This is a genomic window from Conchiformibius steedae, from assembly GCF_014054725.1.
Lineage (GTDB): Bacteria > Pseudomonadota > Gammaproteobacteria > Burkholderiales > Neisseriaceae > Conchiformibius > Conchiformibius steedae.
The window spans coordinates 1,342,684-1,368,911 of sequence record NZ_CP059563.1 but is presented as its reverse complement, the minus strand read 5'-3'; the positions used below and the strand labels follow the sequence as shown (position 1 = coordinate 1,368,911).

The 26,228-nt window shown below is 52.4% G+C and carries 24 protein-coding genes and 1 other RNA gene; 16 read left to right on the top strand and 9 right to left on the bottom strand.

Annotated elements, in window-relative coordinates; translation table 11 throughout:
• Positions 1 to 10: 10 nt before the first annotated feature.
• The 3 genes from brnQ to H3L98_RS07240 all read right to left on the bottom strand — a co-directional run bounded on the left by brnQ (position 11) and on the right by H3L98_RS07240 (position 2,753).
• Positions 11 to 1,384: a branched-chain amino acid transport system II carrier protein gene (gene brnQ, locus H3L98_RS07250; protein WP_027021418.1), complete on the bottom strand. Its 1,374-nt coding sequence runs from the start codon at positions 1,382 to 1,384 to the stop codon at positions 11 to 13.
• Positions 1,385 to 1,581: 197 nt separating this feature from the next.
• Entirely contained in the window at positions 1,582 to 2,046 is a 465-nt protein-coding gene (recX, locus tag H3L98_RS07245; protein ID WP_027021417.1) for a recombination regulator RecX, read from the bottom strand.
• Positions 2,043 to 2,753, bottom strand: a complete 711-nt coding sequence (locus H3L98_RS07240; protein ID WP_027021416.1) for a phosphoglycolate phosphatase — start codon at positions 2,751 to 2,753, stop codon at positions 2,043 to 2,045. The genes recX and H3L98_RS07240 overlap by 4 nt, the downstream gene beginning before the upstream one ends.
• Before the next feature lie 160 nt (positions 2,754 to 2,913).
• On the opposite strand from H3L98_RS07240, the gene cysK reads away from it, so the two are divergent.
• The 3 genes from cysK (at position 2,914) to trpE (ending at position 5,833) form a co-directional block, all read left to right on the top strand.
• On the top strand, positions 2,914 to 3,846 hold the full coding sequence (cysK, locus tag H3L98_RS07235) for a cysteine synthase A (protein WP_027021415.1): 933 nt from the start codon (positions 2,914 to 2,916) through the stop codon (positions 3,844 to 3,846).
• Positions 3,847 to 3,930: 84 nt separating this feature from the next.
• The gene (gene panD / locus H3L98_RS07230) at positions 3,931 to 4,314 is read left to right on the top strand and encodes an aspartate 1-decarboxylase (protein WP_027021414.1); all 384 of its coding nucleotides are present in this window, start codon (positions 3,931 to 3,933) and stop codon (positions 4,312 to 4,314) included.
• A 43-nt stretch (positions 4,315 to 4,357) separates the two neighbouring features.
• Positions 4,358 to 5,833, top strand: coding sequence for an anthranilate synthase component I (gene trpE, locus H3L98_RS07225; RefSeq protein WP_027021413.1), 1,476 nt, complete (start codon positions 4,358 to 4,360; stop codon positions 5,831 to 5,833).
• A gap of 144 nt (positions 5,834 to 5,977) precedes the next feature.
• Here the strand turns inward: trpE and ssrA are convergent.
• Positions 5,978 to 6,340: a transfer-messenger RNA gene (gene ssrA, locus H3L98_RS07220) on the bottom strand.
• Between the two features lie 91 nt (positions 6,341 to 6,431).
• On the opposite strand from ssrA, the gene H3L98_RS07215 reads away from it, so the two are divergent.
• From H3L98_RS07215 to H3L98_RS07185, 7 genes are all read left to right on the top strand, one after another.
• Positions 6,432 to 6,941 carry a DUF1841 family protein gene (locus H3L98_RS07215; RefSeq protein WP_027021412.1) on the top strand — a complete coding sequence of 170 codons (510 nt, stop codon included), beginning with the start codon at positions 6,432 to 6,434 and terminating at the stop codon, positions 6,939 to 6,941.
• A complete protein-coding gene (locus H3L98_RS07210) occupies positions 6,941 to 7,660 on the top strand; it encodes a uroporphyrinogen-III synthase (protein WP_027021411.1) in 720 nt (239 codons plus the stop codon). The genes H3L98_RS07215 and H3L98_RS07210 overlap by 1 nt, the downstream gene beginning before the upstream one ends.
• Positions 7,661 to 7,736: 76 nt before the next feature.
• Positions 7,737 to 9,590, top strand: a complete 1,854-nt coding sequence (locus tag H3L98_RS07205; RefSeq protein WP_051531979.1) for a uroporphyrinogen-III C-methyltransferase — start codon at positions 7,737 to 7,739, stop codon at positions 9,588 to 9,590.
• 18 nt (positions 9,591 to 9,608) lie between these two features.
• Entirely contained in the window at positions 9,609 to 10,808 is a 1,200-nt protein-coding gene (locus H3L98_RS07200) for a heme biosynthesis HemY N-terminal domain-containing protein (RefSeq protein ID WP_027021410.1), read from the top strand.
• Positions 10,809 to 10,887: 79 nt separating this feature from the next.
• Entirely contained in the window at positions 10,888 to 11,112 is a 225-nt protein-coding gene (locus H3L98_RS07195) for a YgjV family protein (protein ID WP_027021409.1), read from the top strand.
• Entirely contained in the window at positions 11,106 to 11,876 is a 771-nt protein-coding gene (locus tag H3L98_RS07190; RefSeq protein ID WP_084481871.1) for a ferredoxin--NADP reductase, read from the top strand. Before H3L98_RS07195 ends, H3L98_RS07190 begins: the two co-directional genes overlap by 7 nt.
• 2 nt (positions 11,877 to 11,878) lie before the next feature.
• Positions 11,879 to 13,894 (top strand): UvrD-helicase domain-containing protein, encoded by a 2,016-nt coding sequence (locus tag H3L98_RS07185; RefSeq protein ID WP_156932208.1) that lies wholly within the window; start codon positions 11,879 to 11,881, stop codon positions 13,892 to 13,894.
• Positions 13,895 to 13,952: 58 nt separating this feature from the next.
• Here H3L98_RS07185 and rplI read toward each other — a convergent pair whose 3' ends face one another.
• The 4 genes from rplI to rpsF are packed head-to-tail and all read right to left on the bottom strand — an operon-like array spanning position 13,953 to position 15,340.
• A complete protein-coding gene (gene rplI, locus H3L98_RS07180) occupies positions 13,953 to 14,405 on the bottom strand; it encodes a 50S ribosomal protein L9 (protein ID WP_027021406.1) in 453 nt (150 codons plus the stop codon).
• A 15-nt stretch (positions 14,406 to 14,420) separates the two neighbouring features.
• Entirely contained in the window at positions 14,421 to 14,651 is a 231-nt protein-coding gene (rpsR, locus tag H3L98_RS07175; RefSeq protein WP_027008785.1) for a 30S ribosomal protein S18, read from the bottom strand.
• 6 nt (positions 14,652 to 14,657) lie between these two features.
• Positions 14,658 to 14,954, bottom strand: a complete 297-nt coding sequence (priB, locus tag H3L98_RS07170; protein ID WP_027021405.1) for a primosomal replication protein N — start codon at positions 14,952 to 14,954, stop codon at positions 14,658 to 14,660.
• 2 nt (positions 14,955 to 14,956) lie between these two features.
• A complete protein-coding gene (rpsF, locus tag H3L98_RS07165) occupies positions 14,957 to 15,340 on the bottom strand; it encodes a 30S ribosomal protein S6 (protein WP_027021404.1) in 384 nt (127 codons plus the stop codon).
• A 224-nt stretch (positions 15,341 to 15,564) separates the two neighbouring features.
• Between rpsF and H3L98_RS07160 the strand changes: the two genes are divergently transcribed.
• The 3 genes from H3L98_RS07160 to mfd all read left to right on the top strand — a co-directional run bounded on the left by H3L98_RS07160 (position 15,565) and on the right by mfd (position 20,205).
• Positions 15,565 to 16,134, top strand: coding sequence for a type IV pilin protein (locus H3L98_RS07160; protein WP_051531978.1), 570 nt, complete (start codon positions 15,565 to 15,567; stop codon positions 16,132 to 16,134).
• A 123-nt stretch (positions 16,135 to 16,257) separates the two neighbouring features.
• Positions 16,258 to 16,713, top strand: a complete 456-nt coding sequence (locus H3L98_RS07155) for a type IV pilin protein (protein ID WP_027021403.1) — start codon at positions 16,258 to 16,260, stop codon at positions 16,711 to 16,713.
• Between the two features lie 102 nt (positions 16,714 to 16,815).
• A complete protein-coding gene (gene mfd / locus H3L98_RS07150) occupies positions 16,816 to 20,205 on the top strand; it encodes a transcription-repair coupling factor (RefSeq protein WP_027021402.1) in 3,390 nt (1,129 codons plus the stop codon).
• Positions 20,206 to 20,549: 344 nt separating this feature from the next.
• Here mfd and H3L98_RS07145 read toward each other — a convergent pair whose 3' ends face one another.
• A complete protein-coding gene (locus H3L98_RS07145) occupies positions 20,550 to 21,047 on the bottom strand; it encodes an acyl-CoA thioesterase (protein WP_420838872.1) in 498 nt (165 codons plus the stop codon).
• 146 nt (positions 21,048 to 21,193) lie between these two features.
• Between H3L98_RS07145 and H3L98_RS07140 the strand changes: the two genes are divergently transcribed.
• The 3 genes from H3L98_RS07140 to H3L98_RS07130 are packed head-to-tail and all read left to right on the top strand — an operon-like array spanning position 21,194 to position 26,125.
• Positions 21,194 to 23,194, top strand: a complete 2,001-nt coding sequence (locus H3L98_RS07140; protein ID WP_051531977.1) for a serine/threonine-protein kinase — start codon at positions 21,194 to 21,196, stop codon at positions 23,192 to 23,194.
• 54 nt (positions 23,195 to 23,248) lie between these two features.
• Complete coding sequence (locus H3L98_RS07135; protein ID WP_034333018.1) at positions 23,249 to 25,219, top strand: transglutaminase TgpA family protein; 1,971 nt, start codon at positions 23,249 to 23,251, stop codon at positions 25,217 to 25,219.
• Positions 25,220 to 25,249: 30 nt separating this feature from the next.
• Positions 25,250 to 26,125 (top strand): DMT family transporter, encoded by an 876-nt coding sequence (locus tag H3L98_RS07130; protein WP_027021399.1) that lies wholly within the window; start codon positions 25,250 to 25,252, stop codon positions 26,123 to 26,125.
• Positions 26,126 to 26,228: the final 103 nt, after the last annotated feature.

Genomic DNA, 26,228 nt, shown 5'->3' with positions numbered 1-26,228 from the left:
TAGAGAAAAATCAGGCTTTTTTGCCAATCATGCGGGCAATCAACATACCGATAATCAGACCTGCCAGCGCGGGCAATACCCAGCCCAAGCCCGATTCGTGCAGCGGCAGCGCACCTTTAAGCGATGCGTCCCATTGCATTATCAGCGCATCTTTCGGACCTTTCAGCATTTCGTGCAGGGTTTTCAATCCGCTAAACAATGCCATCGGCAAGGTAAACAGCATGGTGGTCACATACACCAACCGTTGTCCACCAAAGAGATTGTGCAAAAACACCAAGGCAATCAGTGCCACCGTCAGCGGATACAGCAGCATCAGCACGGGAACGGAATATTTAATCAGGTTGCTCAAACCAAAATTGGCAAACACCAGCGACACCAGTGTAAACACCACCACCCATTGATGATAGGTAATTTCGGGCAACAAGCGGTTAAAGTATTCGCCGCAAGCGGTAATCAAACCTACTGAAGTGGACAAACACGCCAAAAACACAATAATCGCCAACAGCACTTTGCCCGTGCCACCGAAATAATGTTCGGCACTTTTTGCCAACACCGCCGCGCCGCTTTCCTGCATCTGAATGCCTGCTACGCTGGTCGCGCCCATATAGGCGATAAACACATACACCACCGCCAAGCAGCCCGCCGCCACCAAACCTGCACGGGTGGTCAGGCTTAAAATTTGTTTTTTATCAGATACGCCCATGCCGCGCACCGCTTCAATCACAATAATGGCAAACACCAGCGATGCCAGTGCGTCCATGGTACCGTAGCCTTCAATCATACCTTTGGCAAATACGTTTTGCTGATAGGCTTCGTCAGGAGCAGGCGGTGCGCCCATCGGGGCGAGTGCGGCATAACCCACCAAAACGGCAATGGATACCAGCAGCGCGGGGGTTAAGATTTTGCCGATACGCTCCACCAGCTTACCAGGGGACACCGCCAACCAGTACGACAGGGCAAAAAACACCAGCGTAAACCCTGCCAATGCGATTGCTTTCCAAAAGGCAGCGACTTTTTCGTCCAAACCTTCCAAATTCAAAAATGGCTCAACACCGATGCCGAATGACACTGTTGCTGTGCGCGGAGTGGCAAACAACGGTCCGATTGCCAAATACAGCGACACCGCAAACGCCACACCAAACCACGGCGCAACCCGCGAAGCCATTTCCTGCACGTCGCGCGAGCCGGAATAGCCCACCGCAATCACACCCAGCAGCGGCAAACCCGCGCCCGTCAGCAAAAAACCCGCCATGGCGGTAAACACATTGCTGCCTGCCTGCTGCCCCATAAAAGCGGGAAAAATCAAATTGCCCGCCCCGAAAAACAGGGCGAACAGCATCAGCCCCGTTGCCACGAAAGCCGATTTGTGGGTATTGCCGTTCATAAGAACATTCCTTATATGCGTGAGGGGCATCGGTGCAGACATTACACATTTTTACACAAGCAAAGCCCGCGCCCCAATCCCCAATTGAGTGTTGTAAACTATTTTTCTATTCAACAGCTTGGCAGGCAGAAAAACGGCAAATGCCCCTTGTGCAGACCAAACTGACCTGCCGAATATAGCAGAGTTTGTAAAGAAAGTTAAGCAAAAAAAGTATCTTGCGCGTCTTCGTCCCACGCTTGCCGCACAGCCGCCTGCACCGTGTCTGCGGCAAAACCGCGATAACTCAAAAAACGCATTTGTTTGGCGCGTTCTGCTGCATCGGCGGGCGCAGCTTTAAATTTTTTACGCAACACTGCCACCGCGTGCAGGCGTTCCGCTTCGGCATCGGGCAGAAATTCCGCCACCGTTTCCCGCGCCACACCACGCGCCGCCAAATCCTGCTGCAAACGCAAACGTCCGTGTTTGCGGCTTTTGCTGTTTACCCACATTTCAGTAAAACGCTGGTCAGATTGCCAACCCGATTCCGCCAATTCGTCTAACAGCGCGTCCAATTCCGCCGCATCGGCAGCGTGGGGCGCGAGTTTGCGGCGCAACTCTTCCCGTCCTGCTTCGCGCCGCGCCAATATCGCCAAGGCGCGCGCTTTCAAACTGAGCGGCTTCACGCTCTGTCCTTTGCGGCAGCGGCGTTGCGTTGGCGCACCCAATCATATAATTCGGGCAAATGGCTGATGCTGTGGTCGGGACGGGTGTCGTGATGGCGCGACAATTCCACTACATCGCCATAACCAAATGTTACCAATACATTTGGACAACGCGCCGCTTTGGCAGCCAACATATCATTGGCGGAATCGCCCACCATCAGCATGTGTTCAGGTTCAACGCCTAAAATTTCCGCCACATGGCGCAAAGGTTCAGGCGACGGTTTGCGTTCGGGCAAGGTGTCGCCGCCCACCACCATACTGAAATAAGCATCCAAACCCAAATCGCGCAGCAGTTTCACGGCTAAAGTTTCGTTTTTATTGGTAATCACTGCCAAAGGCAAACCCAAACTTTTTAACAAACCCAAAGCGGCTTCGGCTTCGGGATAAGGACGGGTGGCGTTGGCAAGATTGGCGGCGTAATGGCGGGCAAACACGCTCAAACCTTGTTGAAACAACACCATATCGGCTTGGGCGTGGCGCGAACCTGTTAAAGCGCGATGCACCAGCACGGGAATGCCATCGCCAACAAAATCCTGTATTTCGTTTTGTGGCAACGCGGGCAAGCCCAGCTCGGTACGCATGGCATTGGCAGAAGCTGCCAAATCGGGAACGGAATCAACCAAAGTGCCGTCCAAATCAAAGGCAACGGCGCGGATGGGGGTAGTCATCGGGCAGGTATCCTGTTTCAAACAAACGGTGCGATTATATCAGGCGCAGCCGCCATATAACTGCGGCAGCTAATTTTAAGCATGGTAAATTCTTTCGGTTTAGCACGGCATCGGTTAAGATGTGCGCTTTTAAATAGCCTGCTTTAAAGGAAGGAATGTTATGAACATCGCCAACAGCATTACCGATTTAATCGGCAACACCCCTTTGGTACAACTGAACCGCCTGTCGGAAGGTTTGCCTGCCCGCGTGGTGGCAAAGCTGGAATTTTTTAACCCTGGTAACAGCGTCAAAGACCGCATCGCCGCCGCCATGATTGAAGCCGCCGAACAAAGCGGGCGCATCAACGCCGATACCATTATTGTTGAGCCCACCAGCGGCAACACGGGCATTGGTTTGGCAATGGTGTGCGCCGCCAAAGGCTACAAACTGGTCATCACCATGCCCGAAAGCATGAGCCAAGAACGCCGTATGCTGTTACGCGCCTTTGGTGCGGAACTGGTGCTGACCCCCGCCGCCGAAGGCATGGGTGGCGCAATTGCCAAAGCCCAAGAGCTTGCCGACAGCGACCCAAGCCGTTATTTTATGCCGCAGCAGTTTGAAAATGCTGCCAATCCCGAAGTCCACCGCCGCACCACCGCCGAAGAAATCTGGAACGATACCGATGGACAAGTGGATATTTTTGTTGGTGGTGTCGGCACAGGCGGCACGATTACAGGCGTAGGCGAAGTGCTGAAAGCCAAAAAAAGCAGCGTACAGGTTTTTGCCGTTGAACCCGATGCCTCGCCCGTATTAAGCGGCGGTGCCAAAGGTCCGCACCCCATTCAAGGCATTGGCGCGGGCTTTATCCCCAAAAACTTAAATACCGAAATTTATGACGGCGTGATTCGCGTGAGCAACGACGATGCGCTGGAAACCGCCCGCGCCATGGCACGTCAGGAAGGCGTATTGGTGGGTATTTCATCGGGCGCAGCCGTGTGGTCTGCCCTGCAATTGGCCGCCAAACCCGAAAACGCAGGCAAACTGATTGTGGTGCTGATTCCCTCTTACGGCGAACGCTACCTTTCTACCGCCCTGTTTGCCGATTTAGCCTAAAATCCGCCAGATTCCCCACACACACCCGCCATCAGGCGGGTTTTTTGCTAAAATAGCGGCTTTTTTACGCCGATACCAAACACCATGTTCCGTACCCTTTTAGGCGGTAAAATCCACCGCGCCACCGTTACCCAAGCCGATTTAAACTATGTCGGCAGTATTACCGTTGATTTGGATTTGCTGGATGCCGCCGGCATTTTGGTCAATGAAAAAGTACAAATTGTCAATAACAACAACGGTGAACGTTTTGAAACCTACACCATTGCAGGCGAACGCGGCAGCGGTGTGATTTGCTTAAACGGCGCGGCGGCGCGGCGTGTACAGGCGGGCGATATTGTGATTATTATGTCGTATGTGATGTTGTCCGAACCCGAAATCGCCGCCCACCAGCCCAAAGTGGTGCTGGTAAACGAACACAACCAAATCCGCGAAGTGATTCATTACGAACCCGCACATACCATTTTGTAAACCGTTTTCAGGCTACCAACCGTCCCACCCGAACCCCGTCATCATGATTAGCAAAACCGAATACCTTGCCCAAGCCGCCCAAGGCTATAACCGCATTCCCTTGGTGCAAGAACTGCTTGCCGATTTGGACACGCCCCTGTCGCTGTATTTAAAACTTGCCAACCGCCCGTTCAGCTATCTGCTTGAATCGGTAGTCGGCGGCGAACGCTTCGGGCGTTATTCCTTTATCGGACTGCCCTGCCATACCTATTTAAAAGTGTCGGGGCAGCGCACCGAAGTGTATGAACAGCACCAACTCACCGAAACCCACGAGGGCAATCCCCTGCCCTTTATTGAAGCCTACCACGCCCGTTTTAAAACGCCCGAGATTCCGCAACTGCCGCGTTTTACTGGCGGATTGGTGGGCTATTTCGGTTACGAAAGCATTTACTATTTTGAACATCTGGCGCACCGCCTTTCAGGCAGCCTGAAAAACGACCCTTTAGGCACGCCTGATATTCTGCTGATGCTGTCGCAAGAATTGGCGGTGATTGACAATTTAAGCGGCAAAATCTACCTGATTGTTTACGCCGACCCCGCCGACCCGCTCGGTTACGAACACGCCCGCAGCCGTTTGGAAGATTTGCGCGAACAACTGCGCCAAAGCGTTGCCATTCCCCTGTCGCTCGGCAGCGCACACACCACGCCCGAACACCTCACAGGCGAAGCGCATTACAAAGATTACGTCCGCCGCGTGCGCGACTATATTTTGGACGGCGACTGTATGCAGGTTGTCCCCAGCCAGCGCATCAGCCTGCCGTTTACCGATTTGCCGCTCGCGCTCTACCGCGCCTTACGCACGCTCAATCCCTCGCCCTATCTGTTTTATTATGATTTTGGCGATTTCCATATTGTCGGTTCATCACCCGAAATTTTGGTGCGCCGCGAACGCGACAAAGTGATTGTGCGCCCGATTGCGGGAACGCGCCTGCGCGGTGCCACGCCCGAACAGGACGCGCAACACGCCGCCGAATTGCTCGCCGACCCGAAAGAAACCGCCGAACACACCATGCTGATTGATTTGGGGCGCAACGATGTCGGACGCATCAGCCAAACGGGTTCGGTACAGGTTACCGACAAAATGGTGATTGAAAAATATTCGCATGTGATGCACATCGTTTCCAATGTGGAAGGACGTCTGCGCGACAACATCAACAATATGGATATTCTCGCCGCCACTTTCCCCGCTGGTACGCTATCGGGTGCGCCCAAAGTCCGCGCCTTGGAAATTATTGAAGAATTAGAACCCGAAAAACGCAATATTTACGGCGGCGCAGTGGGCGTGTGGGGCTTTAACAACGATATGGATTTGGCGATTGCCATCCGCACCGCCGTGATTAAAAACCAAACCCTGTATGTACAAAGCGGCGGCGGCATTGTTGCCGATTCGGAAGAAGAAGCCGAATGGCAGGAAACGCAAAACAAAGCCCGCGCCGTTTTAAAAGCGGCGCAAATGGTGCAAGACGGTTTGGATAAATAAGCGCATTGCAGCCAAAACAAAAGAAAGCAGCCCGTTCATCTGAAACAGGCTGCTTTTTAAAGCAAAAACTTTATCAAAAATATGCCAATTTTGTGCCAGAAAGCGGGTGCAAAATTGCAACTATTTGATTTAATTGAAAATCTGTGGTGGAGGCGGGGGGAATTGAACCCCCGTCCGAAAGTCCTCTACAAAGCGTTCTACATACTTAGTCTTGTCTATTGGAATCTTGTTTCCCTTGTGCCGACAGACAGGCGCGTAGGAAACCAGTTACCTTCAATCTTATCCCCTGCCAAGTAACCCGACAGGAAACCAGTCAATGAAAAATGACGTTGCCGTAGCTTGCGCTACACAGCCCATTGACCGACTGTTGCAACGGCTTGGCATTAAGCAGCCAGAGCGTAAGTTTCGTCGTTTGCGACTATTTTCGTTTCAGAGTTTTACGGGCGTCTGAGACCCCGGTATGCCCGCATCTGCTTCGCAACCCCCGTCGAAACCAAGATCGCCCCCAGATAGGAAAGGCAGAGTGTACACGCTTTGCCTGTAAAACGCAAAGTTTTTTCGCGTATAATCGCCGTTTTGCCCCATTGGTTTGCCCGATATGTATGATGTAAACACACAGGACGTGCGCCGTTTTTTTGCCGGCGTGTGGCAGCAGCGTTTTGCCCCTGCCGCATTAGATGCATTGCAACAAAAAGCCCTACGCATTGCCCAAGCCCATCCCGAATACGCGTATTATTTAGATAATATTGAAAAATATTTGGATTACACTTGGACACCCGAGCAGGGCGAAACCAATCCTTTTTTGCATATGTCGCTGCATTTATCGGTACAGGAACAGGCAGGCATTGACCAACCCCCCGGTATCCGTGCCATTCACGAAAAACTGTGTGCCAAATACAGCGGCGATTGGGTACGCGCCGAACACGATATGATGGACGCGCTTGCTGAAACGGTGTGGGAAGCGCAACGTTTCGGGCAAGGTTTGGACGTAAACGCCTATATGACACGTCTGCGCCGTTTGGTGGGTTTGGGTCAGGAAGACGAAGCGCGTTTAAATCCGCATGAAGTGCCTGTTTCAGAACGCATCAGTGCGCGGGACGAGGATTAATGACACAACAGGTTTTGCTGTTGCGCCCGCAGCAGCGTTTGGCGGACGATTTGGCGGCGTGTGCGGCGTTAGGTTGGCAAGGTGTGCCGTTTTCGCCGATGGCAATTGAAGCGCAACCCGATGCTTTGGCACAGTTGCCCGCACAAATTGCCGCAGCAGATGCGGTATTTTGGGTCAGCCCTACAGCCGTGGAAACGGCGGCTTGGGATTTTTCGGATACGCTGCCGCATATTGCCGTAGGCGCAGCCACGGCACGGGTTTTGCGGGCAGCGGGCGCGGCGCAGGTTTATTGCCCCGATGTAGGTCAAGACAGCGAAGCCGTGATGCGCTTGCCCGTATGGGACAGCTTACCCGCCGCCGCCACGGTACTGATTGTGCGGGGATGTGGCGGACGTGAAGCCTTGGCACAATTTTTGCGTGGGCGTGGCTTGAATGTGGCATTTGCCGAAATTTACCGCCGCATTCCGCAAGCAGTGGATTGGGCGCTTTTTCAAACACTTCCATCACCCTGCGTGTGGGTAACTTCAGCACAGGCAGCACACATGCTGTTCGCCCAAACGCCACCGCCGCTTATGCAAAAACTGAAATCCTTGTTATACTTGACCCATCATCCGCGTATTGCTGCCGCTTTACAGGCACAGGGCATCACACGAATACAGCAAGCAGCAGATTTAACACAAGCCTTGTGCGCTGCCCACAAATGCGCGGATAATGTATAATCTATACCGTTTTGACAAATCCCCTTGCCCGATTGATGCGGCAGGGGCGGTACATATTATTAAGGTACGAGACACTATGTCGGAAAAACAAACACCCGAAACCACTGCCGATGCCTTGACGCACGGCGAACAAAACCTTCCCCAACAGCCTGGTTTCAGCCAGCCGATTATCATCGAACGCAAACACAACAGCGGACGCGGTTTGGCAGTGGGCGCATTGACGCTGTCGGTGATTGCCTTGGGCGCAAGCGGCTTTTTGTTTGTGCAGGGGCAAAACATTTTCCGCATGCAGGAAGTCAAAATCCATCAGGAATTGGATAAAGCGGCTTTGGGCGAAAGCGAAAATGCCCGCAAGCTGGCAACTTCTTTGGAAGAGCAAAAGAAAATCAATGAATTGGTCAGCAAATTAGACGTGGGTCAGCGCGACAACCGCAGCCATCTTGCCGATATTCAAAACGCCTACCGCGAACTGCTGCAAGGGCGCGTAAACTGGCTGGTAGATGAAGTGGAAGTTACGCTTAACCTTGCTGCACAACAACTTACCCTGTCAGGCAATATTCCGGTGGCGGTAACGGCACTGGAAAGCATCGAGCAGCGTTTGAGCCGTTTTGAACAGGCAGAACTTTTACCGATTAAACGCGCCGTCAGTCAAGATTTGGCGGTGTTAAAGCAAAACAGCGGCAGCTATGCCGATATTTCAGGCATGGTATTGAAGCTGGATGCGTTGGAAAAAGCCGTTGCGGGTCTGCCCTTGGTGGTGGATAACACCTTGCAGGAAAAAAATACCCAAGCTGCGCCCGCTGCCGAATCGGCTGATTTTTGGACGCGCACTTGGAACAAAACCCTGCACCTGCTGCAAAGCATGGTGGAAATCCGCAAACTGGACAGCAACGATGCCATGTTGCTCGCCCCCGAACAAATTTACTTTGTCCGCGCCAACTTGCGCCTGCGCCTGCTGGACGCCCGTTTAGCATTGATGCAGCACAATAACGAATCCTACAAAAGCAATTTGGTAGTGGTGGAAAACACGGTAAAAGAATACTTTGATACCGCTTCGCCCACCACCAAAAAATGGTTGGATGATTTGGCACAATTAAACGCACAAAATTTGAGCATTGTGTCGGATGATGTGTTGAAAGACAGTTTGGCAGCAGTGCGCGATTACCAAAATCAAACCCGTACTGCCACGCCTGTGAATCTGAAGCCTGTGGACCAACTGCCTGCGGTAGTGTTGGGTACGGCGGTTGCCATGGCAGAACAGGCTGCGGCACAAACCGAGCAGCACCGCGCCGCTTCTGCAACAGCACAAGCCGCCGAAGCCGTTGAAAGCAAGGAAAAACCTGCTTCCGAACCCGCCAAACCTGCCGCAGAAAGTGAAGCCGCCAAAACCGCGCCTGCCGCTTCTGAAGTAGCGCCTGCCCCGATTTCCGAAACTTCCGAGAAAAAGGCAGACAACGCGGGAAAGCCGCAAACCGGTAAGCAAAATGCAGCAGGCTTGGCTGTTCATGCGGCGGTTTTCGCCGCGCTTGCTGAATCGGCAGATGCCGAACCGGTGGCTTCACAACAATCTTCCCAAGCATTATCAAACGCAGCATTGGCTGCCGCGCCGGTAGCGGCATTGGCAGCCGCTGCAGGCAGCAAAAAACCAGCGGACGCAACGGCAGAAAAAGCCAAGCCCACTGAAGAAGATGCACGTAAAGCCCGCCGCGAACGGGAACGCGCTGCCGAAAAACGCGCCGCCGAGCAGAAAGAACGGCGCGAACGCCGCCGTGAGCGCGAACGCGCCAACGCCGCCAAACGCGAAACCCGCGAAGCGCGTAGCGAAAAACCTGCCCGTCCCGCCAAACGCAGCGAAGACAAACCCGTACGCAAAGCCGTCAGTGCCAAACCTGCTGCCACAGGCGGCGGCGAAGCCGACGCGCAACCGTAACAAGGAGACTTAAGCATTATGCAAGGCTTAATCTGGATTATTGCCCTATTTGCCACGGCAGTGGGCGTGGCGGTGGCCGCGCACCTGTATTCGGGCAATGTATATATTCAAGTTGAACAAACCCTTATCCGCATGAACCTGCACTTGTTTGCAGTGGGATTGGTATTGGCGGTTGGTTTGTTGTATTTTTTCATCAAATTCCTGTACGGCATTATCGCCACCCCCGGTAAAATCGGACGTTTCGGCAGCACGCGCAAATACCGCAAATCGGTGGAAGCCTTAAATCAGGCAGGTGTGGCGTTTTTTGAAGGACGTTACGACAAAGCAGGCAATGAAGCTGCCAAAGTGCTTGCCAACAAACACGCTGGCGACAACCGCGTTTTGGCGTTGATGATTGCCGCGCAAGCCGCACAGCAAAGCAACAACCACACGCTGATGAACCGTTATTTAACGCAAATGGCGGATAACCTGCCCGAAAAAGCCCAACTGCCCCGCTATCTACTGGGAGCAGAAAACGCATTGGCATCAGGTAATTATCAAGAAGCTGCCAGCCAATTAAAAGCCGCTGAAAATATTGAACGCCATTCCAATGTTTTGTTGCGCCTACAATTGCGCTTGGCACAAGAAAAAGGCGATGCCGTTGATATTTTGGAAAAAACCGACCGTTTGCAAAAAAATGGCGCGATTGGCGAAGAAAAAGCCAATCAATACCGTGATGCTGCGTTTACTCAACTGATTGCCGCTGCAGACGACAGTGCCGCACTTAAAGCTGCGCTCAAACGCATTCCCAATGCTCAAAAAGCAGGCACGTTGTGCGTACCGATTGCCGAACAATATGAAACACTTGGCTTATATGCCGATGCCGTTTCATGGATTGGCAGTTACTACCCGCATACCCACCATCGTGGTTTGTTACCCGTGTTTTCGCGCAGCGTGCGCTATTTAAGCGATATTGAACAGCGTAAAGCCATTGATACTGCTGAAAGCTGGTTAAAAACCTGTTCCGAAGATGCCGATTTGCTGCTGTGCTTGGGCGAACTGGCATACAGCAAACAGCTTTGGGGTAAGGCGCAAAACTACTTTGAAGCCAGCATTGCCGTCAAACCCAGCGTACAAGCGCGTTTGGCATTGGCAAAAGTGTTTGACGAAGTCAATACCGGTGCTTTGGCAGACGAGCAGCGTCAATTGGCATTGGGTGCAATGACACAAGCCCAATAAAATCAATTGCTTTTAAGCCATTGAACAGGCTGCTGAAACCTTGTTTTCGGCAGCCTGTTTGTATCAGGAAAAGGGAAAAATGAACGCAACCGAAATACTTGGCTATGCCGCTTCCGTGATTGTTGCCATTTCGTTTTTGGTTGGCAATGTGCGCTTGCTGCGGATTTGGAACTCGGCAGGTGCAGCGTGTTTTGTGGTTTATGGCGTACTAATTGGCAGCTATCCTATTGCTTTATTAAATGTTTTTATCGTTATGGTCAATATCTGGCACATTATCCGTTTGCAGCGGGAGGAAAAATCGTGAGCGCAGCCGAAAAATTTACCGAAGAAACCGTATTGTGGGTAAAACGCCACAGTGCCAAACACCTAACTTTTGCCATTACCCGCCCCGAATCCTACCGTTTTTCGGCAGGACAATTTTCGCGCTTGGGCGTGCGTGAAGGTGCAGGATTTTTATGGCGTGCCTATTCCGTTATTTCCGCCGAATATGCCGAAACCCTTGAATATTTTGTAGTATTGATTGACGGCGGACCCATGTCCGCACATTTGGCGCAATTGCAGGCAGGCGATACGTTGTTGTTGGACAAAACCGCACAAGGTTTTTTCCTGCCCGAGCGTTTTCCTGACGGACAGGATTTGATTATGCTGTCCACAGGTTCGGGCATTGCGCCGTTTTTAAGCATTTTGCAGCAGCCCGAAATTTGGCAACGTTTTGACACTTTGGCTTTGGTGCATTCTGTTTCTTATGCCAATGAGTTGATTTTTAATGATTCATTGGCAGAATTGGCAGAACATCCTTTGGTGGGTGAAGATTTTTTCAAGCTGCGTTTTCTTCCTGTAACCACCCGCGAACAGGGCGAGGGACTGCATCAGCGTTTGCCCGACAGCATCAGCAGTGGCGCATTGGCGCAGGCGTTGAAAATGGATTTTAACCGCGAGCACAGCCGTTTTATGATTTGCGGCAATCCTGCGATGGTGCAAGATACTTTCCAAGCCCTTTTGAATCAAGGTTTTGCCATGCACCGCAACCGTTTACCGGGACAAATTATGATGGAAAACGGGTTTTAATTATGTTGAATCCGCAACAACGCGAAGCCGTGCATTATTTGGGCGGACCTTTGTTTGTGCTGGCGGGCGCAGGCAGCGGCAAAACCCGCGTGATTACCGAAAAAATCGCCTATCTGCTCACGCAGGCAGGATATGCGCCACACAGTGTCGCCGCGATTACCTTTACCAACAAAGCCGCTGCCGAAATGCGCGAACGCATCAACGCATTGTTGGGCGCACAGCAAACCAAAGGGCTGACGGTATCCACCTTTCACGCCTTTGGTATGCGCTTGCTGCGCGAAGAAGCCACGCATTTGGGTTATCAAAAAGATTTTTCGGTGTTTGATGCTTCCGACAGCGGTAAAATCATCGCCGAATTGCTGGAAGACAATAAGCGCGACAGCATTTTCCGCACCCAACAGCAAATTTCTTTGTGGAAAAATGCCCTACTTTCCCCCGAACAGGCAGCATTGGCGGCGCGGGACGACTGGCAGGCGCAAACCGCGCAAATTTATGTGGAATATCAAGATACGCTGTGCCGTTATCAGGCGGTGGATTTTGATGATTTGATTGTTTTACCCACTTTATTATTGAAACAAAATAATGATTTACGCCTGAAATGGCAACGGCGTTTGCGTTATCTGCTGGTAGATGAATGTCAAGACACCAACACCTGCCAATACCTGCTGATGCGCCTGTTGTGCGGGGCGGAAGGCAGGTTTACCGTAGTGGGCGACGACGACCAAAGCATTTACGCATGGCGCGGTGCGGATATGGAAAACCTGAAACGTCTGCAGCAGGATTATCCGCAGTTAAAAATCATTAAGTTGGAACAAAATTATCGTTCCAGCGCACGGATTTTGCGCGTTGCCAACGGCTTGATTGCCAATAATCCGAAATTGTTTGCCAAAACCTTGTGGTCGCAATTGGGCGAAGGCGATGCGGTGCGCGTGGTGGCGTGTCAAAATGAAGAACACGAAGCGGATTATGTGGCGCGGCAAATTGTGCTGTACAAGCTGACACGCGGGGAAAAAGGGCGTTATGCCGATTGTGCGGTGCTGTACCGCAGCAACCATCAGGCGCGTTTGTTTGAAGAAGCCTTACGCGCGGCGCGGATTCCTTACCGCGTGTCGGGTGGGCAGAGTTTTTTTGACAAAACCGAAATCAAAGATATTTTGGCGTATTTGCGCCTACTCGCCAATCCCAATGATAATCCAGCGTTTTTACGCGCCGCCACCACACCCAAATGCGGGATTGGCGCAACCACTTTGGGCAAACTCAATCTTTATGCCGCGCAACATCAGGTTTCCCTGCTTACCGCCGCGCAACAGTTTGAAACATCCATGGCAGATGCCCCCGTTAAAAGCCGCGAAGCGGTAGCACGGTTTGCCAAACTAATGGCGCGTTACCGCCAACGTGCCGAAAACGAAGCCGCAGGCGATGTGATTCATGCCCTGCTTGCCGATATCGGCTATCACGATTATTTGATTCAACACGCCGAGACTTCCCGCGCCGCCGAAAGCCGTTGGCGCAATGTGGGCGATTTGGCGGATTGGTTGGCACGCAAAGGCACGGAAGACGATAAAAACCTAATTGAATTGGCACAAACCATTGCGCTGATGACTTTGCTGGAAGGCAAAAACGAAGAAGAAACCGATGCCGTGCGCCTGTCCACTCTACACGCTTCCAAAGGTTTGGAATACGAAAATGTATTTTTGGCAGGCTGCGAAGAAGGGCTGTTCCCTCATGCCGACAGCATAGATGAAGGGCGCACAGATGAAGAACGCCGCTTAATGTATGTAGGCATTACCCGTGCCAAACAACAACTTACCTTATTGCATTGCATTAAACGGAAATACCGTGGCGAATGGTCGTTTCCCGAACCCAGCCGCTTTATTGGCGAACTGCCACAGCACGAATTGCAGATTTTCGGGCGTAAAGGCAGCGAACCCGTGATTAGCAAAGCAGAAGGACGGGCGCGTTTGGGCGGAATGTTAGCCGTTTTAAATCAAAAAATTGCCGATAAGCAATCCAAATAAATTTTCCCCGAAACACCAACAAGGTATTTCGGGGAAATTCGTCAGCTCAAGCGAAAGATTATTCCGCAGCAGCCACAACAGCAACGGTAATTACCGCAACGGCATCGCTGTGCAGTGCCACTTCCACTTCGTACTCGCCTACGGCTTTGAACGGACCGTCAGGCAAACGCACATTGGCTTTAGCTACTTCTACGCCAGTTGCACGGATGGCTTCGGCGATGTCGGCATTGGTTACAGAACCGAACAGACGACCGTCCACACCGGCTTTTTGTGCCACGGTAACGGTTTGACCGTCCAATTTGGCATGACGGGCTTGCGCATCTGCCAATACGGCAGCTTGTTTGGCTTCCCACTCAGCGCGGCGTGCTTCAAACTCTTTCAAGTTTGCTTCGGTAGCGCGCTTGGCTTTACCTTGGGGAATCAGATAGTTGCGGGCATAACCGTTTTTCACGGTTACCACATCGCCCAAATTGCCCAAAGCCGCGATGCGTTCCAACAGGATAATTTGCATGATTTGGTCTCCCGATTATTTGTGTTGGTCGGTGTAGGGCAACAGCGCCAAGAAGCGCGCGCGTTTTACTGCTACCGCCAATTGACGTTGGTAATGCGCTTTGGTGCCAGTGATGCGAGCGGGAATGATTTTGCCGTTTTCAGTGATAAAATCTTTCAGCAAATCCACATTTTTATAATCCACTTCTTGGATTTTTTCGGCGGTAAAACGGCAGAATTTTCTGCGTTTGAAGGTTTGACGTGCCATAATAATTCAACCTTTATATTCTTGAATGGTTTGGATATGCAGCAGGGGGCGGGGATTTTGACGACCGCTTTGTACCAAAAAGCCGCCAATATGTACCATAACGCCCTGTCTGTGCTGCCATGCCTGTGCCTCGTTGCCGACTATTTTGGCGGCGAGGGTAAATTTCGCCAAATATGGTGTGCCGTTTTCGTGCTGCCACGATTCGTGTGCCAGTAATACGTCTAAAACGGCAGTGCCTGCGGGGGTGCGGCGCAATGCGCCCACTTGGACAAGCTCGGCGGTGAGGCTGAAACGGTTTTCCAAAATCAGGCTTCTGCGGGGGTTTCTTCTGCAGCGGCTTGGATGGCGTTATCCAGCAGGTTTTTGGATTTTTCCTCTTTCATCATCGGCGAGGCTTCGGTAACGGCATGCTTGGTTTGGATGGTGAGGTGGCGCAATACGGCATCGTTGAAGCGGAAACCAGTTTCCAGCTCTTCAATCACAGCGGGGGTGGTTTCTACGTTCATCAGCACATAGTGCGCTTTGTGAATTTTGTTGATGGGATAGGCCAGTTGGCGGCGACCCCAGTCTTCAAGGCGGTGGATTTTGCCTTGATTGTCGTTAATCAGTGTTTTGTAACGCTCTACCATGGCGGGCACTTGCTCGCTTTGGTCGGGGTGAACGATAAACACGATCTCGTAATGACGCATGTTATCTCCTTGCGGTTTAAAAGCAGCCTTCCGCACATGCGGCGCGTGAAGGCAAGGGTTGCAAAAGCGGCGAATTCTAACACAAGACACATCAGCGGCGCAAGTGCTGGCGATGTGGGGAAAAGGCTGCGCCAATACATCGTAAACTGCGGCAGATTCGGCATTGGCATATTTTTTGCGTATAATCTGCAAACGCTAGTTTTCATTAAACGGGACGAATAAAAATGACACATTCAGACAAAAAACGCCTGCAAAGCGGCTTCACTTTAATCGAACTGATGGTAACCATTGCCATTATAGCGGTACTGGCTTTGATGGCGTATCCTTCCTACCAGCGTTTTGTGCAAATGGGTCGCATGGAAAAAGCCCGTGAAATCATGGTTAAAAATACACACATGATGGAACAGCTTTATGCGCGGCACAGCAGCTTTACCTGTCCGGCATCGGGCGGTTCGCTGCCTGGCTGCAAAGGGCGCGGCGGACAAGTACCGCAGGCGGAAGGCGATAAAACCCACGCTGCCGCAGGCAATGTGCATACGGGCTTTTATGAAATCGGTATTCAAACCCCCTCTCCCAATAGGGGGAACGACAGTTATTGGGTGTACGCCAAACCCAACAACAACGCCAAACGCGGCGCATTTTCCGATAACGAACTGAATAACCAAGAAATTTATCTACTTTATTTTTCGGGTACAGGTACGTTCAGCAAATGCACCAGAGCGGGTTTGGATGCGGCGATGAAGCCTTTAAACGCTGCCAATGCCAACGCAGAACCTGCTTGCAGCCCGTGGTAATCAATTGAATTAAAAAGAACCTTAATCTCACACAACGCATCAGGCTTTTTAGGCTTGGTGCGTTTTTGCCGTTTACGATAGAATACTCCACTTTAACCATCAAAACGGGTGTCAAACGGTAAAATGCGCGGGTTTGTATTAAGCGAGCTGCTGGTTACGCTGGCGATTGTGGCGGTGTTGGCATTGGCGGCGTATCCGGGTTACGAGGCCTATGTGCGGCGGGCGCGTCTGTATGAAGCGCAGCAGGCGATGATACTGAATATGCGCCATTTGGAACAGCATTATATGCAGCGGTTTTCGTTTAAGAAAAACCGCCGCGAATGGGCGGATTTGCCTGTGGTGCAAACCAAGCATTTCTGTATCCGTATGCAGGGCGACCCAAGTAGTACCAAGCGGTATGATGACAGCTACACCATGAAAGCAGTGGCATTTGACCGCCAACGCGAGCCGCGTGTACTGGTGGTCAGTCAGGACGGACGTTGGCGCATTTGCGGGCACAGCCACAGCAGTTGCAGCGATACGGGGTATTTTACCAATCCCAATAACCAAAGCGGCGACAGCGCGTGCATCGCACAATAGCCTTGCCTATACCACACCTGTTTTCCGTAAAATTTTGATTTTTTTTAACAGGCTGCCTGAATGTGTTTTGGGCAGCCCGTCTGTATTTTGCCCTAATCTACTATGACAACCGATTTCCCCCTACCACAGCCGCAACGCAAAGCCGATTGGACACAACTTTCTTCAGGCAGTTTGCCGTTTTTGCTGGCGCAACACCTGCCCGCACAAGGCACGCACCTGATTTTAACCGCCGATAACAATCAGGCGCACCGTTTGCACCAAGCGTGGCAGTTTTTCCGCCCGCAAGACCATGCCTTATTTTTTCCCGATTGGGAAACTTTGCCTTACGAACATTTTTCCCCGCATCAGGATTTGGTTTCGGAACGGCTGTCGGCGTTGTGGCAATTAAAACATGGTTTGGTCAATGCGCTGTTTGTGCCTGTGGCAACGGCAATGCAGTATCTGCCGCCGCCGTCTTTTCTGCTGGGGCGCACGTTCCGCGTGCAAAAAGGCATGAATTTACCCATTGACACGCTGCGGACAAATTTAGTGGAAGCGGGTTATCATCATGTTTCCAATGTGTTAAGCGCGGGCGAATTTGCCGTTCGTGGCGGCATGGCAGACGTGTTCCCGATGGGTAGCAGCGAGCCTTACCGCTTGGAATGGTTTGACAACGAAATTGACAGCATTCGCACCTTTAATCCCGAAAGCCAGCGCAGTTTGGCGGCGGTGGACGAAATCCGTTTGCTGCCCGCGCACGAATTTCCCACCGATGCACCCGAAGTGTTCCGCCGCCGTTTTCGTGAAGAAATAGAAGGCGACCCGTCTGCCGCTGTGGTGTATAACGCTGTAGGAAAAGGACAATTTGGCGCGGGCGCAGAATATTATCTGCCTTTGTTTTTTGATGAAGCATGTGCCACGCTGTTTGATTATGCGGGCGAGAACGCGCTGATTGTATGCGCCGCCGATGTGCATGATTGCGCTCAAACTTTTTGGGCTGATGCCAATGCGCGTTTTCGTTTGGCACAGGGCGACAGTGCTTATCCGCCGCTGCCGACAGCGCGTTTGTGGCTTGCCCCCGACCGTTTTGCCGCCGCCATCAAACCCTTGGCAAACATACGCATACGCGCTGCCGACAGCCGCCACAATCTGCCCGAAATTGCCGTAAACCGTCAGTCCAAAACGCCTTTGACGGCGTTGCAGCAATTTTGTGACGGATTTGACGGGCGCGTGTTGGTGTGCGCCGACAGCTTGGGACGGCGCGAAACCATGGGCGCGTTTTTCCGTCAGCAGGGTTTGCACGCCAAAGCCGCTGCCGATTGGCAACATTTTCTGCACGATGATGCGCCTTTGATGTTGGCAGCTGCGCCGTTGGCAGAAAGTTTCCAATTGCCCGAACAGCGTTTGGCAGTCGTTACCGAAAGCGAATTGTATCAATACATTGCCCGCACACCCGTGCGCCGCCGCAAACACGCCGCCGTATCAGACGGTGCATTGCGCGATTTGGCAGAAATCAGCGTGGGCGACCCCGTGGTGCATCAGGAACACGGCATCGGACGTTATGCGGGCTTGGTCAACATGGATTTTGGCGATGGCGACAGCGAAATGATGTTGTTGGAATACGCAGGCGGTTCGCAATTGTATGTGCCTGTGGCGCAACTGCATTTAATCAGCCGTTACGCAGGGGGAAAACACGAAAACGTCAGCCTGCACAAGCTGGGCAACAGCGCGTGGGGCAAAGCCAAACGCAAAGCCGCCGAAAAAGCCCGCGACACTGCCGCCGAGCTGTTGGATTTGTACGCCCGCCGCGCCGCTCAACAAGGTTACGCCGTTGATTTGGATGTGGAAGCCTATCAAGCCTTTGCCGACGGTTTCGGCTATGAAGAAACCGAAGACCAAGCCGCCGCCATTGCCGCCGTGTTGCGTGATTTAAGCCACAGCAAACCCATGGACAGGCTGGTGTGCGGCGATGTCGGTTTTGGCAAAACCGAAGTGGCGTTACGCGCCGCCTTTGCCGCCGTGATGGGCGGACGACAAGTCGCCGTACTCGCCCCCACCACCTTGCTGGTGGAACAACACGCCAAAAACTTTGCGGGACGTTTTGCCGATTTTCCCGTAAAAGTGGGCGTGTTGTCGCGTTTTAACCAAAGCAAGGAAACCCAAGCCACTTTAGCAGGCATGGCAGACGGCACAGTGGATATCGTGATTGGCACACACAAACTGATTCAAGACAATATCGCCTTTAAAAATCTAGGCTTGGTTATTATTGACGAAGAACACCGTTTTGGCGTTCGTCAAAAAGAACAATTAAAACAACTGCGCGCCAATGTGGATTTGCTCACCCTTACCGCCACGCCCATTCCACGCACCTTAAGCATGGCATTGGACGGACTGCGCGATTTTTCCCTGATTGCCACCGCACCCAGCCGCCGCCTAGCCGTGAAAACCTTTGTCAAACCCTTTAGCGAAGCAGGCATACGCGAAGCCGTGTTGCGCGAATTAAAGCGTGGCGGACAAGTGTTTTTTCTGCACAACGAAGTAGAAACCATTGAAAATATGCGTGAAAAACTGGAAACGCTGTTGCCCGAAGCCCGCATCGGCGTGGCACACGGACAATTGCGCGAACGCGAATTGGAACAGCGTATGCGCCAGTTTTTACAACAGCAATTCAATGTGTTGCTGTGTTCCACCATTATTGAAACAGGTATTGACATTCCCAATGCCAACACCATTATCATCAACCGCGCCGACCGTTTCGGCATCGCCCAACTGCACCAATTGCGCGGACGGGTCGGGCGCAGCCACCACCAAGCCTATGCCTATCTGCTCACGCCCGAAAGCATCAGCAAAGATGCAGAAAAACGTTTGGACGCCATTGCCTCGGCAGACGAATTGGGCGCAGGTTTCAGCTTGGCAATGCAGGATTTGGAAATTCGCGGCGCAGGCGAAATTTTGGGCGAAGGACAAAGCGGCGACATGATGCAAGTGGGTTTGACACTCTATACCGAAATGCTCAAACAAGCGGTGCGCGATTTGAAAAAAGGGCGCGTTCCCGATTTGGACGCGCCTTTGGGGGTCAGCACCGAAGTCAAACTGCACGCGCCCGCGCTGTTGCCCGAAAGCTACTGCCCCGACGTGCATGAACGGCTGGTGCTGTACAAACGCCTTGCCGCCGCCGAAACCAACAAACAAATCAATGAAATCCACGAAGAACTGGTTGACCGCTTCGGCTTAACAGACGCGCATCCGCCCGTGCAAACGCTGCTGGAAAGCCACCGCATCCGCTTAATGGCGCAAGATTTGGGGATTGACAGCGTGGACGTGTCGGCTACCGCCGCCACCTTAAACTTTAGCAAAAACACCAGCGTGTCGCCTGCTGCGGTGATTGCGCTGATGCAGTCGGGACGACATTACCGTATGCTGGGTGCAGATAAGCTGCGTTTGGATTCGCCGATGCCCGAAGTGCAGCAGCGCATTGAGACAGCGAAAACCCTGCTGCGGAAATTATTGTGAATAAAATGGAAAATGTAACACTTTTCAGGGAATGTTGCACGTACTTGTATTGATAATTTATGAAAAAGAATCAATAAATTAATTAACAAATTTCACTCTGTGATATTTTATTCAACTTGTGCAATTTTCAGATGAATTGACAATAAAAGAATAAGCAAGTAATTGGGGGACGACAGCAGCACAATCCCCTCCCCCGTAAAACGGGGGAGGGCTAGGGTGGGGGAAAATTGTTTGATAAATAGAGAACCCCCACCCTAACCCTTATATATTAGCCCCTTATATATTAGCCCCTCCCCCATTAGCATGAGGGAGGGAATCACATTCAAGCAAGGGGAAAATGGTATTTAACTGCCTTGCAAACGCTGCTGTTTACGCTGTTCGGCAGCAGCAAAACGGCGTTTTTGCGCTTCGGTTTTCAGTGCCAAAGCAGGCACGGGAACGGGTTTGCCGTTTTCCACTGCCACCATAGTGAAATAACAAGAATTGGTGTGGCGCACGGTGCGGTTGCGGATATGTTGCGCTTCCACGCGGATGCCGATTTCCATAGACGTGCGCCCAACATGATTCACGCTGGCGAGAAACGCCACCAGTTCGCCCACATAAATCGGTTCTTTAAAGGTCACTTTGTCCACCGAAAGGGTAACACAATAATGCCCCGAATAACGGCAGGCGCAAGAGTACGCCACTTGGTCTAATAATTTGAGCAAATCGCCGCCGTGTACATTGCCGCTAAAATTTGCCATCGCGGGGGTCATCAACACCGTCATTTGCAATTCGTGAGAGGGCAGCGTACCCGCGCAAGGCGGACAGTCGGGACGGGGTTCGTGTTCGTGATTCATCATAATTGGGGTAAAAGTGTGGAAAAGGTTTATTGTAACGGTTTGGGGAAAACAGGCAAAATGATTTGGTGGCATCAAATCATTAAATAGAAAGTTTTGCCAAGTAATGTTATATTGATGTTGTTGTTTGCTTTATCAGGAAATGAAAAATGTCTCATCCCTATCCGCTGCCTATAGGCGTTTTATTAAACAACCAATACCGCATTCAACACGTAATTGGTTCGGGAGGTTTTGGTATTACCTATTTGGCAGAAGACATCCACTTGCGCGAACTTTTTGCCGTTAAAGAATATTTCCCAAACGGTTCTGCCGTCCGCTATGCAGACAACAGTTTGAATATTCACAAAGATGATAAAGCATCCTTTCAGGATGGGCTGCACTATTTTTACAATGAGGCGCGCAAAGCCAAAAAGCTGAACCAGCCCAATATTGTACAGATAAGCGCCTTATTTAAAGAAAATAATACCGCCTATTTGGTTATGCCCTATCTGCACGGCGAAACCTTGCGGGCGTGGCTGAAGCGGTACCCGCAGCCTGTATTGGCGGATTTGCAGAATATCTTTCTGCCCCTGCTGGATGCACTGGCGTATATGCACCACGCCAAAATTGAATTTTATGATGAAAGAAAAAGACAAAATGTAAATACAACAGGCATACTACATCTGGACATTAAGCCCGACAATATCCTGCTGGCGCAGACACCAACGGGACAAACGCCGATGCTGATTGATTTCGGCGCCGCCCGCCACAGCACCAAAAGCCACGGCTATGCCTTCCGCAGCAACAGCTTTCCGCAGTTTACCCCGAACTATGCCGCCGGCGAACACGGTACGCCGCGCATCTCGCCTGCCACCGATATTTACAGCCTGTCTGCCTGCCTGTATGAAGCGGTAAGCGGCTACATTCCCGACCGCGCCGCAGCCCGTATCGGCAAGGACGACCGCCTAGCCGCCTGTTCCGACTATTGCCGCCGCTATCCGAAAGCGTGGCTGAAAGTAATTGACAAAGGATTTGATTTAAATCAGCAAAACCGTTATCAAAGCGCAGATGAAATGCGCCAAGCCTTAGCTGCAGCATCGGGACAACGCACCCGCAAGCCAAACACCACCACAACCATTCCACCCAAAAGCAGCAAAGGCAGACTGCTGGCACTGTGGGCGGGCATCGGCGCGGGGGCGGCGCTGGGCTGGGGCATTTACCAATATGATGGCGCAAGCGACGAACCCTATCCCGAACCTGCGCCGCCGCACGCATCGGCAGCTGCCTACCCTGATGCGGCAGCCTTGTTGGCAAAAGAAATAGCCGCCGAAGCTGCTTCAAAAGTAGCTGCCGAAACCGCGCCCGCCGCCCCCGATGCCGCAGAAATTAAATCGCTATATAAGCAAGCCAAAGACGGCAACACACAGGCGCGGGAACGGCTGCAAAAACTGGCGGAACAGGGGATTGCTGAAGCGCAAAATTGGTTGGGTGAAATATATTATTATGGATACGGCGTAGATAAAGATTATGAACAGGCAGTGGCGTGGTACCGCAAGGCGGCCGAACAGGGGGATGCATCGGCGCAGTACAATTTGGGCGTGATGTACGAAAAGGGATACGGCGTAGAAAAAGATTATAAGCAGGCGGTGAAATGGTACCGCAAGGCGGCCGAACAGGGGGAGGCATCGGCACAAAACAATTTGGGCGTTATGTACAAAAAGGGAAACGGTGTAGATAAAGATGATGAGCAGGCGGTGAAATGGTTCCGCAAGGCGGCCGAACAGGGGGAGGCATTGGCGCAAAACAATTTGGGCTTGATGTACAAAAATGGGTACGGTGTAGCTCAAGATTATGGGCAGGCGGTGGAATGGTTCCGCAAGGCGGCCGAACAGGGGAATACATCGGGTCAAGGCAATTTGGGCGTGATGTACAAAAATGGATACGGTGTAGCTCAAGATGATGAGCAGGCGGTGGAATGGTTCCGGAAAGCGGCCGAACAGGGGGATGCAAGGGGGCAATTTAGTTTGGGCGTGATGTACGAACACGGCAAAGGCGTTGCCCAAGACCGTGAGCAGGCTGTTTATTGGTATCGTCAGGTTGCACGGCAAAATGACGAGAAAATGGTCAAAGAATTTGCCCAACGTGCCCTAAAACGCCTGCAAGCCGACTAACTATCCTACGCTATCAAACCACACTTCCACAAACTGACACTGATAAGAAAACCCATGACTTCATCTGCCCCAGCCGATTTTTTGAATACCCGTCCCCGTTTCCATGCCATGCTGTTTACGCTGTTTGCTTTGGCGGCGGTGGCGTTGCCTTTGCTGATGCAGTTGCCTGCGGCGGTGGCGGGGGTGTTTGCGGTGTGCTGGCTGGTGCGGACGGGTTTGTTGAAAGCGGGTGTGCGGGCATTGGCATCGTGGCAGTTGCTGTTGCTGTTGGCGGCGGTAATGCTGTTGGTGTGGCGGCTGTTGGGGACGCTGTTTGGTTTACAGGGTGGCATCGCGTTTTTGCTGATGCTGGCGTTACTGAAGTCGTTTGAAGGCAAAAACCGCCGCGATTGGCAGGTGCTGGTGTTGGCAATGCTGTTTTTAACGGCGGGCGCGGTGCTGTTTGACCAAGATTTGCTGGTGGGCGTGTGGGTGCTGGTGTGTTTGATGCTGATGGCGGTGTCGCTGGCATTGTTAAACGATACGCCTTGGCGGGCTGCGTGGCGACAAAGTGCGTTGGCGTTTGCGCTGACTTTGCCTGTGATGGCGGTGCTGTTTGCCGCTGCGCCCCGCCGCGATGCGCCTTTGTGGGGCGTACCGCAAAACAACGGCAAAAAAAGTGGCACAGGTATGTCGGAAGTGATGAAACCCGGTAGCATCGGCGAATTGGTACAGAGCAACGAACCCGCGTTTTCCGCCACTTTTGACAACGGCTTTATGCCCCAACAGCAGCAGCTTTATTGGCGGGTCATGTTGTTGTCTGACTACAAAAACGGCGCGTGGCACATGGCATTAGACGAGTATAACGACCAATCTTTGCCATCGGGCAGCGGGAAAACCGTTTCTTATCAAATTATTGCCGAAGACGAAAAAGGGCGTTTGCCCGTGCTGGAACACGCCGAGCCTGTGTCGCAACGCGGTATGTGGCGCGAAGTGGGCGGGGTGTTGCGGGTACGCAGCCGTTTGGGGGTGCGCCGTGTGCGTTTGCAGGCAGATTTGGACGGTAAATTGGTGCAACGCGAGCTGTCGCGCTATGAACAGCGTCTTTACACTTCCCTGCCCGCCAACACCAATCCGCGCACACGCGCTTTAGCGCAGCAGCTGTGGCAGCAAAGCGGTGGCGACACTGCCCGTTTTGCCCAAGCTGCCTACCGTTATTTCCAAAAAGGCTTTACCTATACGCTCAGACCGCCTGTTTTGTCCGAACAAGACAGCACCGACCAATTTTTATTCGGCAGCAAACAAGGCTTTTGCGAACACTATGCCGATGCCTTTACCGTGCTGATGCGTTCTGCTGGCGTGGCGGCGCGGGTGGTGGGCGGTTATCAGGGTGGCGAATACAATGAAGCGGGCGGATTTTGGCAAATCCGCAGCAAAGATGCCCACGCTTGGACGGAAATCTGGTTGCCCGAAACCCAAACTTGGCAGCGCATAGACCCCACCGCCGCCGTGTCTGCCGCCCGCATTGACGGCGGATTGGAACAAGCCCTGTCCGCAGGCGAAGCCGCCCCGTTTGGCGAGAACCGCACATGGACGCGCCTGCTGGACCGCAGCCGTTTTTACTGGCAACAATGGGTGATTAACTATGACGGCGACCGTCAGCGTAACTTATTGGCGCGTTTGGGTTTGGGTAACTTACCTGCCGTGGGCGTGGCGGGTGTTGCCGCGTTGGCACTGCTGGCAGCGATGTTGCCCCTGTTCCTATGGTGGCGACGCGCCAAACGCCAAGACCTGCGCCCCTTGGAAGACGGTTTTGCCCTGCTCAAACGCACCCTACTGCCCGATGCCGACAACGAACAACTCGCCACATTAGGACCTTTGGAACTGGCACAGGAAACCGATTTGCCCGATTCCGCTCACGCCTTACTGCAAAGCTATATCGCCCTGCACTACGGACAACACAGCACCCCTGCCCCGCGCGATGCCCGCCGCTGGTATACCCAAGTGGTCAAATGGGCGCGACAGCAGCGGCGCAAAGCGGGATAATCCTTCATTTACACAACGGTACACCAGCATATGAACCTTACCCCCCGCACCGCCCCCATCGGGCTGATTGTCGGCTGCATTATTTTCGGACTGGGCAGCGTTATTGTTGCCCGTGTGCCTGTGGGCGCGTATGCCATGGCGTTTTGGCGGCTGGCGGTAGCGGGCGTGATTTTTTGGCTGTTGTCGCGCCATTTCGGACAAACCTTCCCCGCCAACCGCCGCGCCAAACAATACGCCCTGCTGGCAGGTGCCAGTTTAGGCTTGGATTTGGCATTGTGGCACGAAAGCATTTACGCAGTCGGACCCGGTATTTCCACCCTGCTCAACAGCCTGCAAATTTTTTGGCTTTCTGCCATCGGCTTAATGTTCTTTGGCGAACGCTTAAGCTCCGCCCAATACGCCAGCCTGATTTTGGCAACGGCAGGCGTGGCAATGATAGGCAGTCCCGAATTTGGACACAACGGGCAAGCCCTATGGGGTTTTGTTTCAGGCGTGGTATCGGGGCTGATGCTGGCGTTGTCGATGGTATTTGTCCGCAAAACCCAGCAAGCCGCACACACACCCATTTTCCCGCTGATGTTGCACATCAGTTTGGGTGGCATGCTGACACTGATTGCACCCATGTTATTCTTTAACCACAGCAATTTTTTACCCACCACTTGGACGGATTTGGGCTGGATTATCGTGTATGGCGCAGTGATGCAGTGCATGGCATGGGGTTTGATTGCCTATTCCATTCCCATGCTGTCGCTGGCATTAACAGGATTGCTGCTGTTGTCCGAACCCGTTGCCGCGCTGTTGATTGACGCCTTTTTACTCGGCAAACCGATTAACACACTGCAATGGACAGGCGCAGCCCTAACCCTGTTAGCAATTTACTTGGGTTCACTCAAACCCAAATCATAACGATTGCTTCTATGGTATAGCACCGCAAAATCTTTCCCCTGCCGCCACACTTGCCTTAACATGGCACTTGGATTTTTTCACCATGTGATTTGTTAAGGATTTG